Below are 15,594 nucleotides of genomic sequence, written 5' to 3'. Positions count from 1 at the left end.
GAAACGGAGCCTACGTCCGGTCACCGCAGTAGGCATACCAGCCGATGAGCGGCCAACGCCCCAGCGCTCCCCTTACGCGGGCCTCATCACCAACACCCCCAACGGCGGCAAATTCAGCGACAGCGACACCGGTTGCCCATGACTGGCCACCGCCTCACAGTCCACTGCGCCCAGGTTACCCACATTCGACCCGGCATACAGCTCGGCATCGCTGTTGAGCAGCTCTTGCCAGCGTTCACCGAACGGCACACCAATCCTGTAGCCCTCACGCGGCACCGGGGTGAAGTTAGCCACTACCAGCAGCGGATCACCTTGGCTGCTCCAGCGCAGCCAGGCATACACGCTGTTGTGCGCATCATCGCCGATCAACCACTGGAAGCCCTGCGGCTGGCAGTCCTGCTCATGCAATTGCGGCAGGTTGCGGTACAGCCGGTTAAGGTCACTCACCAGGCGCTGCACACCCTGGTGCTCGGGGTACTGCAGCAGGTACCAGTCCAACTCGTCGTCGTGATTCCATTCGCGCCATTGGCCGAACTCGCAGCCCATGAACAGCAACTTCTTGCCGGGGTGGGTCCACATGAAGGTGAGGTAGGCGCGCAGGTTGGCGAATTTCTGCCAGCGATCGCCGGGCATCTTGTCGATCAGCGAATGCTTGCCATGCACCACTTCATCGTGGGAAATCGGCAGGATGAAATGCTCGGAATAGGCATAGATCAGCCCGAAACTCATCTCGTTGTGGTGGTACGTGCGGTGGATCGGGTCGTTCTGGATGTAATGCAGCGTGTCGTGCATCCAGCCCATGTTCCACTTGTAAGCAAAGCCCAGGCCGCCTTGCTGGATCGGCTGGCTGACGCCGGGCCAGGCAGTGGATTCCTCGGCGATGATCAGCGCACCGGGCGCTTCATGGGCGGCAACGCCGTTGAGGTGGCGGATGAAGTCGATGGCTTCGAGGTTCTCGCGCCCACCATGGCGGTTGGGCACCCACTCACCCGACTTGCGCGAGTAGTCGCGGTACAGCATCGAAGCCACCGCATCGACCCGCAGGCCGTCGATGTGGAAGTGTTTGAGCCAGTGCAGCGCCGAGGCCATCATGAAGCCGCGTACTTCGTTGCGACCAAGGTTGTAGATAAGGGTGTTCCAGTCCTGGTGGAAGCCTTCCAGGGGATTGTCGTACTCGTAAAGTGCCGTGCCGTCGAAGCGGGCCAGGCCGTGTTCATCGGTGGGGAAATGCGCAGGCACCCAGTCGAGTATCACGCCAATGCCACCCTGGTGGCAGGCATCGACGAATGCCGCGAAATCTTCGGCGCTGCCGTAACGCGAGGTGGGCGCGAACAGCGAAAGCGGCTGGTAGCCCCATGAGCCACCGAACGGGTGCTCCATGATCGGCATCAGCTCGATATGGGTGAAGCCAAGTTCCTGTACATAGGGCACCAGCCGCTCGGCCAGTTCGCGCCAGTTGTAATAGCGCGCGATTTCACCGGCATCGTCCAACTCGCAGCGCCAGGAGCCTGCGTGCAGCTCGTAGATCGACAGCGGCGCACTGTAGGCGTGACGCTGGGCACGGTGTGCCATCCAGTCGTGATCCTGCCATGGGTGACTGAGCGCATCAGCGACCTTGGAGGCGGTACTGGGCGGCAGTTCGGTGGCGCGGGCCAGTGGGTCGGCCTTCAGTGGCAGCACCCCTTCCTTGCCCAATACCTCGAACTTGTATGTCTCGCCGACACCGATGCGGGGCACGAACAATTCCCAGACACCCGTACTGTGGCGCAGGCGCATGGGATGGCGGCGACCGTCCCAGTTGTTGAAGTCGCCCACGACCGACACACGACGGGCGTTCGGCGCCCACACCGAGAAGCAGACGCCAGCGACACCATCGACCTGCGTCGGCTGGGCACCGAAGCGGCCGGACAGATCCCGGTGGTTGCCCTCGGCAAACAGGTACAAGTCCATGTCGCCCAGTTGCGGACCGAAACTGTAGGGATCCTCGGTCACCTGCTCGCCGCCTGCCCAACCAATTTGCAGCAAATAGGGTTGTGCCTCATCCAAGTGCGCGGTGAACAACCCAGGCAAGCTACCCTGCACCATATCGGCGAGCACTTGCCCATCATGGCGGGCCAGCACGCGTGCATTCAACGCATTGGGCAGGAAGGCGCGGACGAACGAGCCCCCCGTTCCATCGCCATGGGGGCCGAGCACTGCAAAGGGATCGGCGTGCTCGGCGCGGGCCAGGGCATCCAGGTCCCGTTGCCGAAGTCCGCCGTTTTCACGCGTGGTTGCATTCATCTATGACTCTCCCCAGGTACTGATCAGTCCATGCAAGCCATGCAAAGGCACGGCCAGCCAGCTTGGACGGTTTTCGGCTTCGTATGTGATCTCGTAGGCGGCTTTTTCCAGGCAGAAGAGCTCCAAGGCGGCGCGCTCGCCCTCAGCCTGTTGCCAGGCGTGGGGCATTGCGGCGGTGGCCAGGCCATAGGCTTCAACGAAGGCGTGGCGCGACTGGTGCAGGTACTGCCGTGCAACCCGCTGACGAGCCTGGCGCGCCGCGTCGGAGAGGTCTACCGCCGAGGCGCTGCGCAGGATCATGGCAGCAGCATAGTCGAAGGATCGCAACACGCCGGTTACATCCTTGTAGGGACTGTGCTTGGCGCGCCGCTCGTCCAAAGGACGGGCGGGTTCTCCTTCGAAATCAATCAAGTAGGCATCGCCCTGTACCACCAGCACCTGACCCAGGTGCAGGTCGCCGTGTACGCGCATCAGCAAGCCGCCCTGGGCCTGGCGCGCGAGGTTGTCGATGTGCTGGGCGAGACCGTCGCGTTGCTGCTGCAGGTCATCGACCAGCGCCTGGCTGTCGGCATCGAGGCTGTCGCGGTGTTGCGCCAGCAGGTCGAGGGCACGGGCAAGTTCGGCTGTGATCTGCTCGCTCCAACGCTTGCTGTCACGGGCATCGCTGGGCCGTGGCGTGAAGGCAGGATCGTCGCTGGGCCTGGCCAGCAGCAGGTGCATCTCGCCCAGCCGCTGGCCGAGCAAGGCCGCGAAACCGTTTAGTTCGGCCAGAGCGTCGGCGTGGGCATCGGGGGTGTTGCTCGAAGGCTCCATCTGGTCGCGGATGGCCCGTTCGAGGGTGTTCTGGGTCCAGGCCCAGGCATCGCCCTGGTTGCTCAGGTAGCCTTGGGCGATCATCAACAGGTGCGGTGTGCCCTGCTCGTCCACCCGGCTGACCCAGGCAAGCAACGGGGAGATGTTGGTGAACCCGGCAGCCGTGAGGTAGGCGCTCATTTCCAGTTCCGGGTGCACGCCTGCATTGACCCGACGAATCAGTTTGAGCACCACGCGGTCAGCGACCACCACCGAGCTGTTGGATTGCTCGGCGCCCAGGTAGCGTACCTGGCTTTCCTCAGACAGCCCGGCTGCCGCAAGCAAGTCGGTACGTTCGAAACGTAGCTCGCCCGCCGTGCAGGGCAGCCTCGTGCCTGCCTCACAGTTGCGCAGCACGGCGCGGATGAAGGGTTCGAGCACGAAGGCATCGGTGATCAGTCCCACCTGACGGCCCCGGCGTACGCGGGACAGCGCCAGTTGCTGGGGCAACGCGGTGGTGATCTGTTCTTCAGGCAACAGGCCGAACGGCAGTTGGTAACGCGTGACAGTATCTTCGCTGCGAACTTCGATCTCGCTCAGCAGCACCGGCGTGGTGGCCGTGGCCAAGCGCACGCCATAGCTCAGTTGCACTTGGTCCAGTGGCCCTTCCTTGCCGGCGAACCAGCGGCGTTTGGGCAGGTACTGCGGCAGAATCGCGGTTTCCAGGGTGTCGCGGCAGGGCGCGTCGAGCAACTCCTCCATGCGCTTGCGCAACACCAGCGTAGTGAGCTCCGGCAGGCCTTCGGAGGGCTGGATGTGCCAGCTGGGCATGCGGTCGTGGGAGGTCAGCAAGAACCAGTAGAACGCATAGGGGGGCAAGGTGAGCAAGAACGGCAACTGGCCGATCGGCGGGAATGCGCTGCCGCCGAGCATCTCCACCGGCACCATGTCGGCGTACTGCGACAACTCCAGTTCGGCCGCCTGCGCAGCCCGCGACACGTTGGCCACGCACAGGATCACTTCAGTGTTGCCGTTCGCGTCGGTGTATTCGCGAAGGTAGGCCAGGATCCGCCGGTTACTCGGCGTGAGCATCTTGAAGGTGCCACGACCAAAGGCCTTCTGTTGTTTGCGGACGGCCAGCAGGCGGCGATTCCAATTGAGCAGCGAGTGCGGGTCGTGGGACTGGGCCTCGGCGTTGACGGTCTGGTAGCCGTACAGCGGGTCCATGATCGGCGGTAGCACCAAGCGTTGCGGGTCGGCCTTGGAGAAACCGCCATTGCGGTCCGGTGACCATTGCATGGGGGTGCGCACGCCGTCGCGATCGCCCAGGTAGATGTTATCGCCCATGCCTAGCTCGTCGCCGTAATACAAGGTGGGTGTGCCGGGCATCGACAGCAGCAGGCTGGTGAGCAGTTCGATACGCCGACGGTCGCGCTGCAACAGCGGCGCCAGGCGCCGACGGATGCCGAGGTTGATGCGTGCGCGGCGGTCCTCGGCATAGTAGTTCCACAGGTAGTCGCGCTCGCGGTCGGTGACCATCTCCAGGGTCAGTTCATCGTGGTTGCGCAGGAAAATCGCCCATTGGCAGTTGGCCGGAATCTCCGGTGTCTGACGCAGGATATCGGTGATCGGAAAACGGTCCTCCATCGCCAGGGCCATGTACATGCGTGGCATCAACGGGAAATGGAATGCCATGTGGCATTCGTCACCATCGCCTTCGCCGAAGTACGGGTGGGTGTCCTCCGGCCATTGGTTGGCCTCGGCCAGCAGCATGCGATCAGGGTAGTTGGCGTCGATCTCGGCGCGGATCGCCTTGAGTACCTGGTGGGTTTCGGGGAGGTTCTCGTTGTTGGTGCCATCGCGCTCGATCAGGTACGGAATGGCATCCAGACGTAGGCCATCGACGCCCATGTCCAACCAGAAACGCATGACGCCGATCACCGCCTTGAGCACCTGCGGGTTATCGAAGTTGAGGTCGGGCTGATGGGAGTAGAAGCGGTGCCAGAAATACTGGCCGGCCACCGGATCCCAGGTCCAGTTGGACTTTTCGGTGTCAAGGAAGATGATCCGCGTGCCGTCGTACTTCTGGTCGTCATCGGACCACACGTAGAAGTCCCGCGCCTTGCTGCCGCGCTTGGCATGGCGGGCTCGCTGGAACCAGGGGTGCTGGTCGGAGGTGTGGTTGATGACCAACTCGGTAATCACCCGCAACCCACGCTTGTGCGCCTCGGCAATGAAGCGTTTGGCATCGGCCATGCTGCCGTAATCGGGATGCACGGCCTTGTACTCGGCGATGTCGTAACCGTCGTCGCGCCGGGGGGACGGGTAGAATGGCAGCAGCCAGAGGGTGTTGACGCCCAGCTCGGCAATGTAGTCGAGCTTGTTGATCAGGCCGGGAAAATCGCCGATGCCATCGTTGTTGGCGTCGAAGAACGACTTGACGTGCAACTGGTAGATCACTGCGTCCTTGTACCACAGTGGGTCGTCGATGAAGGCAGCAGGGCGGGAACGCTTGGCCATGTGTGACTCCTTTCAAAGCTTTCTTGAACTTGCGCGATCTCCTGTGAGCCGTAGATCCCGGCGCAGTGTGCAACGGGCTCCATAGCACCGGATTGGCCCGAGTTCGCGGGTGAGCCCGCTCCCACAGGGAACAGCGTGCGACCGTCAATGGGCCTTTTCGATGCGCCAGATGCCGAACGGCGAATGCCAGGGCTCTATGCGCATCCACTGGGTCTTGCCATGCCAGGTCCAGCGATGACCGGTCATCAGGTCTTCACCGAGGGTGTCGGCGTTGTCGTCCAGGCCCAGTTCCCACAGCGGCAGTTCGAAGCTCGCCTCCTGGGCGTTATGGGGATCGAGGCTCACCGCCACCAGGATGAAGTTGTCGCGCTCTGGGGTGCGTTTGGCGAAATACAGGATGTTGTCGTTCCAGCAATTGAAGAACGCCACGCCCAGGTGGGTCTGCAAGGCACGGTTCTGGCGGCGAATGCGATTGAGCTGGGCGATTTCGGCGATGATGTTGCCGGGCTGGGTGAAGTCCCGCGGACGGATCTCGTACTTCTCCGAGTCCATGTACTCTTCCTTGCCCGGCAGTGGCGTGCTTTCGCACAGTTCGAAGCCCGAATACATCCCCCACAACCCCGAACCCATGGTGGCCAGCGCGGCACGAATGAGGAAACCGGCGCGCCCGGAGCTGTGCAGGAAGAACGGGTTGATGTCGGGCGTATTGACGAAGAAGTTGGGGCGATAGCATTGGCTCCAGGGCGGCTGGTTGAGCTGTTCGAAGTACTCGCGCAGTTCTTGCTTGGTGTTACGCCAGGTGAAGTAGGTATAGCTTTGGGCATAACCGACCTTGCCCAGGCGCGCCATCATCGCCGGTCGGGTGAAGGCCTCGGCGAGGAAGATCACCTCCGGGTGCTGGCTGCGCACATTGGCGATCAGCCATTGCCAGAATGGCAGGGGCTTGGTGTGCGGATTGTCCACGCGAAACGTCTTCACCCCCTCCTCGACCCAACCGACCACCACGTCGCGCAATGCCAGCCACAGCGATGGCACCGCCTCGGGCGCATAGAAGTCGACATTGACGATGTCCTGGTACTTCTTGGGTGGGTTCTCGGCATAGCGGATCGTGCCGTCGGGGCGCCAGCTGAACCAGCCGGGGTGTTCCTTGAGCCAGGGGTGATCCTGGGAGCACTGGATGGCGAAGTCCAGGGCGATTTCCAGGCCATGCTCAGCGGCTGCGGCCACCAGCCGTCGGAAGTCGTCGCGGCTGCCCAGCTGCGGGTGAATGGCCTCGTGCCCGCCCTCGTGGCTACCGATGGCGTAAGGGCTGCCGGGGTCACCCGGCTCAGCACGCAGGGCATTGTTGCGGCCCTTGCGGTACTGCGTTCCGATAGGGTGGATGGGCGGAAAGTACAGCACGTCGAAGCCCATGTCGCGGATCATCGGCAAACGTGCGTGCACATCGTTGAAGGTGCCGTGGCGGTCAGGGCTATCGGTGATCGAGCGGGGAAACAGTTCGTACCAACTGGCGAACAGCGCCGCCTCACGATCGACATCCAGCGGGAATTCGGTGCTACGGGTCAGGTAGCTGCGATGTTCGGCCTCGCTCATCAAGCGCGCAGTGTTGGCATCGAGCAGCAGCGCCACCTGGTCATCCGCCGGCAGGGTCGGCAAGCTGTCGAGCAGCGTCTGGATTTCCTTGCGCAGGGCCCCATCGCTGCGCTCCAGGCCCTTGCCAAGCATCAGCCTGCCCTCCTCCAGCTCCAGCGACACCTCGACACCCGCATGGTACTTTTTCTCAAGGTCGTGGCAGTAGGTCGCGAACGGGTCGATCCAGGCCTCGATACTGAATAGGTGCAAGCCCAGCTCAACTGGGGTGAACTCGGCCAGCCACAGGTCGTTACCAGGGGAATGCATCGGCACACAGTGCCAGCGGCGGCTGTGGGCCTGTCGCCACAGCAGGGTTACCGCCAGGCGGTCATGGCCATCGCTATAGACCTTGCTGCTGACCGTGACCGGCTGGCCGCTGATGGCCTTGGCGGCGAAAGTGCCAGCGTCGAGCACCGGGCTGGTGTCCTCGATCACGATGCGCGGCGCCAGCAGCGCCTGGGACAGGCTAATAGCCTGGTCGGGGTGATCGTTCGCCATCGGTACGCTTTCGAAGGGCTCGTTGCGCGTCATCGGTCCTGGCTCCCTGTTGGCATTGGCGCTAAGGATTCAGAGCCGTCGACCGGCAGGGGGTTCAAAAAAAATGAGCGATTGGCGCTGGCACGCATCAAAGCCTGCACCACCCTCTCCTATCACCCTGCGAGGTCAGGCCATGAACATTCCCATTCCACCGGAGACACCCGACCCGAACATCGACGACCCCAGCCTGCCGCCGCCGGTACCGGAAGAAGACCCCAACGAGCTGCCGATCAAGCCGACCGTGCCGCCAACCGTGGGTGACCCGCCCAGCCAGGAGCCACCGGTGAAGGCATAAGGATAGCCAAGGATCGTGGTGGGGTTGTCAGCCTGATCGCCGGCTTGCCGCCGATCAGGCCGAAACGGTCAACCCAGCTCTGCCATGCTGATCTCGCGCATCCGGAACTTCTGCACCTTGCCGGTGACCGTCATCGGAAATTCATCGACGAACCGGTAATGCCGCGGCACCTTGAAATGGGCAATGCGGGCCTTGCACCAGGCCTGCAGCTCTTCGACGGTCGCGCTGTGCCCGGGGTGTAGCTTGATCCAGGCCACCACCTCCTCGCCATACTTGTTGCACGGTATGCCGATCACCTGCGCATCGGCCACCGCCGGGTGGGTGTAGAAGAACTCCTCCAGTTCGCGTGGGTAGATGTTCTCGCCGCCGCGGATGATCATGTCCTTGTTGCGCCCGACGATACGCACATAGCCCGCGTCGTCCATCACCGCCAGGTCGCCGGTGTGCATCCAGCCGGCCGGGTCGATGGCGTCCACGGTGGCCTGGGTGTTGTCCCAGTACCCGAGCATCACGCTGTAGCCACGGGTGCACAGCTCGCCGATCTCGCCGCGCGGGACGATGCGCCCCTCCTGGTCGACCAGTTTGGTCTCAAGTTGCGGCTGGGTACGGCCGACGGTGGTCACACGCAGCTCAAGGTCGTCGTCCGGACCGGTCTGCAGCGACACCGGGCTGGTTTCCGTCATGCCGTAGGCGATCTGGACTTCGGCCATGTGCATCTGGTCGATGACCCGTCGCATCACCTCGATCGGGCAAGTGGCACCGGCCATGATGCCGCTGCGCAGCGTCGAAAGGTCCATCTGTGCACGCGAGGGGTGGTCGAGCATGGCGATGAACATGGTCGGCACGCCATAAAGGATGCTGGCACGCTCTTGGGCCACTGCGCGCAGGGTGAGTTCGGCGTCGAAGGCGTCGTTGGGGTAGATCATGGTGCTGCCGTGGGTGATGCAACCGAGGTTGGCCATGACCATGCCGAAGCAGTGGTACAGCGGCACCGGGATCACCATGCGGTCGCGCTCGGTCAGGCCGAGGCTTTCGCCGACCATGAAGCCGTTGTTGAGAATATTGTAGTGACTGAGCGTGGCGCCCTTGGGCGCGCCTGTGGTACCGGAGGTGTACTGGATGTTCACCGGCTGGTCGAATTGCAGGCTTTGCTGGCGAGCCACGCAGGCCTGCGCCGAGACCTGCCCTGCCCGTTCGGCCAGTGCTTGCCAGGGTAGAAAGCCCACCGGTGGGGTGGCCGCCAGACTGATCACGCCACGCAGGTCGGGCAAGCGTTCGCAAGCCAGCTCACCTGCAGTGGCGCTGGCCAGTTCCGGCACCAGTTCCTGGACCATGGCATGGTAATCGGAGGTCTTGAAGGCATCGGCACATACCAACCAACGGCAGCCGGATTGGCGCAAGACATATTCCAGCTCGCCCACCCGGTATGCCGGGTTGATGTTGACCAGGATGGCACCGACCTTGGCGCTGGCCAGTTGCAGGATGCACCACTGGGCGCAGTTGGGTGACCAGATCCCGACCCGGTCGCCGGTGTTCACCTCCAGCGCCATCAGGGCACGAGCGTGCATTTCGACCTGCTCGGCCAACTGACGCCAGGTGTAGCGTAGGCCCTGATGGCGGGCCACCAGCGCCTCGCCGTCGGCGCACCGGGCCACAGTGGCATCGAAGGCCTGGCCGATGGTTTGGGTCAGCAAGGGTCGGTCCTGGCGACCGCGGGTGTAGCTTGGTTGACTCATGGGTGTCCCTTCTTGTGGTTGTTCTGGGCACGACTGAAGCAAGCAGGAATACTCTGGCGCAGATTTACGTTTACGTAAAGGTGATGAATGGATTGACAGCGATGAGGGTCAGGTTTACGTTAACGTAAAGGTGATGAACGACACCGGCCCTCAGGCAGGACGCCGGATCCTTGAGCCAGGCTGTTTCCCCTATTTCAAGAACAACAAGGTGCCCCAGCATGCATTACCCCTCCCTGAACTTCGCCCTGGGCGAGACCATCGACATGCTCCGCGACCAGGTCCGCACGTTCGTCGCTGCCGAACTGGCCCCCCGCGCTGCGCAGATCGACCACGACAACCTGTTCCCCGCCGACATGTGGCGCAAGTTCGGTGACATGGGCCTGCTGGGCATCACCGTGCCGGAAGAGTACGGTGGTGCCGGCCTGGGTTACCTGGCGCACGTGGTGTCCATGGAAGAAATCAGCCGTGGCTCGGCCTCGGTAGCCCTCTCCTATGGCGCTCATTCCAACCTCTGCGTCAACCAGATCAACCGCAATGGCAGCCACGAGCAGAAGCTCAAGTACCTACCCAAGCTGATCAGCGGCGAACACATCGGCGCCCTGGCCATGAGCGAGCCCAATGCCGGTTCCGACGTGGTGTCGATGAAACTGCGTGCGGAAAAACGCGGCGACCACTACGTGCTGAACGGCAGCAAGACCTGGATCACCAACGGCCCCGATGCCAACACCTACGTGATCTACGCCAAGACCGACCTGGACAAGGGCCCCCATGGCATCACCGCGTTTATCGTCGAGCGTGACTGGAAAGGCTTCAGCCGCAGCAACAAGTTCGACAAGCTGGGCATGCGCGGCTCCAACACCTGCGAGCTGTTCTTCGATGGCGTCGAAGTCCCGCAAGAGAACATCCTCGGTCAGCTCAACGGCGGCGTGCGCGTGCTAATGAGTGGCCTGGACTACGAGCGCGTGGTGCTCTCCGGCGGCCCCACCGGCATCATGCAAAGCTGCATGGACCTGGTGGTGCCCTACATTCACGATCGCAAGCAGTTCGGCCAGAGCATCGGCGAATTCCAGCTGATCCAGGGCAAGATCGCCGACATGTACACCCAGCTCAATGCCAGCCGCGCCTACCTGTATGCCGTGGCCCAGGCCTGCGACCGTGGCGAGACCACCCGCAAGGACGCCGCCGGGGTCATCCTCTATACCGCCGAACGCGCCACCCAGATGGCCCTGGAAGCGATTCAGATTCTCGGCGGCAACGGCTACATCAACGAGTTCCCGGCCGGCCGCTTGCTGCGCGACGCCAAGCTGTACGAGATCGGTGCCGGCACCAGCGAAATCCGTCGGATGCTGATCGGCCGCGAACTGTTCAACGAAACCCGCTGAGCATAAGGAACGGGCGTCCATGGCTATCCTGCATACCCAGATCAACCCGCGCTCGGCGGAGTTCGCCAGCAACAGCGCGGCCATGCTAGAACAGGTCCAAGCCCTGCGCAGCCTGCTCGCCCAGGTCAGCCAGGGCGGAGGGCCGAAAGCTCAGGAACGGCACACCTCGCGGGGCAAGCTGTTGCCACGCGAGCGTATCGACCGCCTGCTCGACACCGGCTCGCCCTTCCTTGAGATCGGTCAGCTGGCGGCCCATGAAGTCTATGGCGAAGACGTGCCCGCGGCGGGCCTGATCGCCGGTATCGGCCGTGTCGAGGGCGTGGAGTGCATGATCGTGGCCAACGACGCCACGGTCAAAGGCGGCTCCTACTACCCGCTGACGGTGAAAAAGCACCTGCGCGCCCAGACCATCGCGTTGCAGAACCGTCTGCCGTGCATCTACCTGGTGGACTCGGGCGGCGCCAACCTGCCGCGCCAGGATGAAGTGTTCCCCGACCGTGAGCATTTCGGCCGCATCTTCTTCAACCAGGCGAACATGAGCGCGTTGGGCATTGCGCAGATCGCCGTGGTGATGGGCTCGTGCACCGCCGGTGGCGCCTACGTGCCAGCCATGGCCGACGAAGCGATCATGGTACGCCAGCAGGCCACCATCTTCCTCGCCGGCCCGCCTCTGGTGAGAGCCGCTACCGGGGAGGTGGTGAGCGCCGAGGACCTGGGTGGTGCCGACGTGCATTGCCGTACCAGCGGCGTGGCCGACCATTATGCCGACAACGACGAACACGCCCTGGCCCTGGCGCGGCGCAGCGTCGCCAACCTCAACTGGCACAAGCTGGGCAAACTGCAGCGCCAAACGCCCATCGCCCCGCTGTATAGCGCCGAGGAGCTGTACGGCGTGGTGCCGGCCGACGCCAAGCAACCGTTCGATGTCCGCGAGGTGATCGCCCGCCTGGTCGACGGCTCGGTGTTCGATGAGTTCAAGGCGCTGTTCGGTACCACCTTGGTGTGCGGTTTCGCCCACCTGCACGGCTATCCGGTCGCGATCCTGGCCAACAACGGCATCCTGTTCGCCGAAGCTGCGCAAAAAGGTGCGCATTTCATCGAACTGGCCTGCCAGCGGGGCATTCCGCTGCTGTTCCTGCAAAACATCACCGGTTTCATGGTCGGCAAGAAGTACGAAGAGGGCGGCATCGCCAAGCATGGCGCCAAGTTGGTGACCGCCGTGGCTTGTGCCCAGGTGCCGAAGTTCACGGTGATCATCGGCGGCAGTTTCGGCGCCGGCAACTATGGCATGTGCGGCCGGGCCTACGACCCGCGCTTCCTGTGGATGTGGCCCAACGCGCGCATCGGTGTGATGGGCGCCGAGCAAGCCGCCGGGGTACTGGCGCAGGTCAAGCGCGAGCAGAGCGAACGCAGTGGCCAGCCCTTCAGCGCCGAAGACGAGGCGCGCCTGAAGCAGCCGATTCTCGACCAGTACGAGCACCAGGGCCACCCCTACTACTCCAGCGCCCGGCTGTGGGACGACGGCGTCATCGACCCGGCGCAGACCCGCGACGTGCTCGGCCTGGCGTTGTCCGCCTCGCTGAACGCCCCGATCGAACAGAGCCGCTTCGGCATATTCCGGATGTGATCCATGAGCGATTTCAGCACCCTCGAAGTGATTCGCGACCCGCGCGGCTTCGCCACCTTGTGGCTGAGCCGAGAGGACAAGAACAACGCCTTCAACGCGCTGATGATCCGCGAGCTGATCGTCGCCCTCGACCAGTTGGCCGAGGACGCGAGCCTGCGCTTTTTGCTGCTGCGCGGCCGTGGCCGGCACTTCAGCGCTGGCGCCGACCTGGCCTGGATGCAGCAATCGGCGCAGCTGGACTTCAACACCAACCTCGACGACGCCCGCGAACTCGGCGAGCTGATGTACGCCTTGCACCGTCTCAAGGCGCCGACCTTGGCCGTGGTGCAAGGCGCGGCCTTTGGTGGCGCACTGGGCCTGATCAGTTGCTGTGACATGGCCATCGGCGCCGAAGACGCTCAGCTGTGCCTCTCGGAAGTGCGCATCGGCCTGGCGCCAGCGGTCATCAGCCCGTTCGTGGTCAAGGCCATCGGCGAACGCGCCGCACGCCGCTATGCCCTGACCGCCGAGCGTTTCAGCGGCGTGCGCGCGCACGAACTGGGCCTGCTTGCGCAGGTGTATCCCGCCGCCGAGCTGGATGCGCAGGTCGAGGCTTGGGTAGCCAATCTATTGCAGAACAGCCCGCAGGCGCTGCGTGTCACCAAGGACCTGCTGCGCGAAGTGGACGACGGCGAACTCAGCCCCGCCCTGCGCCGCTATTGCGAAAACACCATTGCCCGCATCCGCGTCAGCGCAGAAGGCCAGGAAGGCCTGCGCGCCTTCCTGGAAAAACGCCGCCCCGCCTGGCAAAACGACGACAAGAAGGAGCCGCGCCCATGAGCCGCCCCACACTGACCACCCTGCTGGTCGCCAACCGTGGCGAAATCGCCTGCCGGGTAATGCGCACCGCCAAGTCCATGGGACTGACCACCGTCGCCGTGCACAGCGCTACCGATCGTGACGCCCGCCACAGCCGTGAAGCGGACATCCGTGTCGACCTGGGCGGCACCAAGGCCGCCGAAAGCTACCTGGTGATCGACAAGTTGCTGGCCGCCGCCAAGGCCAGCGGCGCCCAGGCCATCCATCCCGGCTATGGCTTCCTGTCCGAAAACGCCACCTTTGCCCGGGCCATCGAACAAGCCGGGCTGATCTTCCTCGGTCCACCGGCGAGTGCCATCGACGCCATGGGCAGCAAGTCGGCGGCCAAGGCACTGATGGAAGCTGCCGGCGTACCCCTGGTGCCCGGCTATCATGGCGAGGCCCAGGACCTGGAAACCTTCCGCGCCGCCGCCGAACGCATCGGCTACCCGGTTCTGCTCAAGGCCAGTGCGGGCGGCGGTGGCAAGGGCATGAAGGTGGTCGAGGACGAAAGCCAGCTTGCCGACGCCCTGGCCTCGGCCCAGCGTGAAGCGCAATCGTCGTTCGGCGACTCGCGCATGCTCGTGGAAAAGTACGTGCTCAAGCCACGTCATGTGGAAATCCAGGTGTTCGCCGACCAGCACGGCAACTGCCTGTACCTGAACGAGCGTGACTGCTCGATCCAGCGTCGTCACCAGAAGGTCGTCGAGGAAGCCCCGGCGCCAGGCCTTTCCCCGGAACTGCGCCAGGCCATGGGTGAAGCTGCAGTGCGTGCCGCCCAGGCCATCGGCTACGTTGGCGCGGGGACCGTGGAGTTCCTGCTCGATGCCCGTGGCGAGTTCTTCTTCATGGAGATGAACACCCGCCTGCAGGTGGAGCACCCGGTCACCGAAGCCATCACCGGCCTCGACCTGGTGGCCTGGCAGATCCGCGTGGCCTGCGGCGAACCGTTGCCGATCACCCAAGCCGAGGTGCCTCTGATGGGCCATGCCATCGAGGTACGTCTGTACGCCGAGGACCCAGCCAATGAATTCCTACCGGCCACTGGCACCCTGACGCTGTACCGCGAGTCGGCGCCGGGCGAAGGGCGCCGGGTCGATAGCGGCGTCAGCGAGGGCGATGTGGTGTCGCCGTTCTACGACCCGATGCTGGGCAAGCTGATTGCCTGGGGCCAGGACCGCGAACAGGCGCGCCTGCGGTTGCTGGCGATGCTCAACGAGTTCGCCATCGGCGGCCTCAAGACCAACATCAACTTCCTGCGCCGAATTCTCGCCCACCCGGCGTTCGCCGAGGCAGAACTCGATACTGGGTTCATCCCGCGCCATCAAGACGTCTTGCTGCCTGCGCCCCAGGCACTGCCGGCCACCTTCTGGGAAGCAGCGGCCGAAGCCTGGCTGCTGGGCCAGGCACCGCACGAGCGCGCCGACGACGCAGGCTCGCCCTGGCGGGAACACAACGGCCTGCGCCTGGGGTTGCCGGCACGCAGCAGCCTGCACCTGTTGAGCGGCGGGCAAGCTCAGGCCGTCGCCCTCGAACGCAGCGCCGCATCGACCTGGCAGCTCGATGGCGAGCAGTTGTGCCAAGACCACGATGGCATGCGCCGCCGGCATCTGGCCGTGCGCAAAGGCAGCACGCTGTTCCTGCGCTGGGAAGGTGAAGTGCACGCCGTGGAAGCGTTCGACCCGATCGCCGAAGCCGAGGCCAGCCATGGCCATCAAGGCGGCCTGACGGCGCCCATGAACGGCAGTATCGTGCGGGTGCTGGTCGAGTTGGGGCAACGGGTGGAGGCCGGCGCTGCGCTTGTGGTGCTGGAGGCGATGAAGATGGAACACAGCATTCGCGCCCCACACGCCGGGACGGTGAAGGCACTGTTCTGTCAGGAAGGGGATATGGTCAGCGAAGGAACGGCGCTGGTCGAACTGGCTGAGTGATTGGGCTTGGGCAACGGTGTGT

General features: G+C 63.9%; 9 protein-coding genes. 5 read left to right on the top strand and 4 right to left on the bottom strand.

Annotation, left to right across the window (positions count from 1 at the left end; all coding sequences use genetic code 11):
- Window positions 1-72: 72 nt before the first annotated feature.
- From glgB to P3R38_RS09755, 3 genes are all read right to left on the bottom strand, one after another.
- On the bottom strand, window positions 73-2,283 hold the full coding sequence (gene glgB / locus P3R38_RS09765; RefSeq protein ID WP_023379991.1) for a 1,4-alpha-glucan branching protein GlgB: 2,211 nt from the start codon (window positions 2,281-2,283) through the stop codon (window positions 73-75).
- A complete protein-coding gene (gene treS, locus P3R38_RS09760; RefSeq protein WP_277687094.1) occupies window positions 2,284-5,595 on the bottom strand; it encodes a maltose alpha-D-glucosyltransferase in 3,312 nt (1,103 codons plus the stop codon).
- A gap of 144 nt (window positions 5,596-5,739) precedes the next feature.
- Window positions 5,740-7,758: an alpha-1,4-glucan--maltose-1-phosphate maltosyltransferase gene (locus P3R38_RS09755; protein WP_104881930.1), complete on the bottom strand. Its 2,019-nt coding sequence runs from the start codon at window positions 7,756-7,758 to the stop codon at window positions 5,740-5,742.
- Window positions 7,759-7,897: 139 nt separating this feature from the next.
- Here P3R38_RS09755 and P3R38_RS09750 point away from each other — a divergent pair, with 139 nt between their 5' ends.
- The gene (locus P3R38_RS09750) at window positions 7,898-8,059 is read left to right on the top strand and encodes a hypothetical protein (protein WP_023379988.1); all 162 of its coding nucleotides are present in this window, start codon (window positions 7,898-7,900) and stop codon (window positions 8,057-8,059) included.
- A gap of 68 nt (window positions 8,060-8,127) precedes the next feature.
- On the opposite strand, the gene P3R38_RS09745 is transcribed toward P3R38_RS09750, so the two are convergent.
- A complete protein-coding gene (locus tag P3R38_RS09745; RefSeq protein WP_104882588.1) occupies window positions 8,128-9,795 on the bottom strand; it encodes an AMP-binding protein in 1,668 nt (555 codons plus the stop codon).
- Between the two features lie 218 nt (window positions 9,796-10,013).
- Here P3R38_RS09745 and P3R38_RS09740 point away from each other — a divergent pair, with 218 nt between their 5' ends.
- From P3R38_RS09740 to P3R38_RS09725, 4 genes are read left to right on the top strand one after another with little or no spacing between them, the layout of a single operon-like run.
- Window positions 10,014-11,177, top strand: coding sequence for an isovaleryl-CoA dehydrogenase (locus P3R38_RS09740; RefSeq protein WP_023379986.1), 1,164 nt, complete (start codon window positions 10,014-10,016; stop codon window positions 11,175-11,177).
- Window positions 11,178-11,196: 19 nt separating this feature from the next.
- Complete coding sequence (locus P3R38_RS09735; RefSeq protein ID WP_023379985.1) at window positions 11,197-12,804, top strand: carboxyl transferase domain-containing protein; 1,608 nt, start codon at window positions 11,197-11,199, stop codon at window positions 12,802-12,804.
- A gap of 3 nt (window positions 12,805-12,807) precedes the next feature.
- Window positions 12,808-13,623, top strand: coding sequence for a gamma-carboxygeranoyl-CoA hydratase (locus P3R38_RS09730; protein ID WP_023379984.1), 816 nt, complete (start codon window positions 12,808-12,810; stop codon window positions 13,621-13,623).
- Window positions 13,620-15,572, top strand: coding sequence for an acetyl/propionyl/methylcrotonyl-CoA carboxylase subunit alpha (locus tag P3R38_RS09725; protein WP_277687093.1), 1,953 nt, complete (start codon window positions 13,620-13,622; stop codon window positions 15,570-15,572). The genes P3R38_RS09730 and P3R38_RS09725 overlap by 4 nt, the downstream gene beginning before the upstream one ends.
- Window positions 15,573-15,594: the final 22 nt, after the last annotated feature.

The sequence above is a fragment of the Pseudomonas sp. NyZ480 genome, from assembly GCF_029537255.1.
Classification (GTDB): Bacteria; Pseudomonadota; Gammaproteobacteria; order Pseudomonadales; family Pseudomonadaceae; genus Aquipseudomonas; species Aquipseudomonas taiwanensis.
Note: the sequence above shows the minus strand (reverse complement) of the source record. Positions and strands in the feature narration are given on the sequence as shown.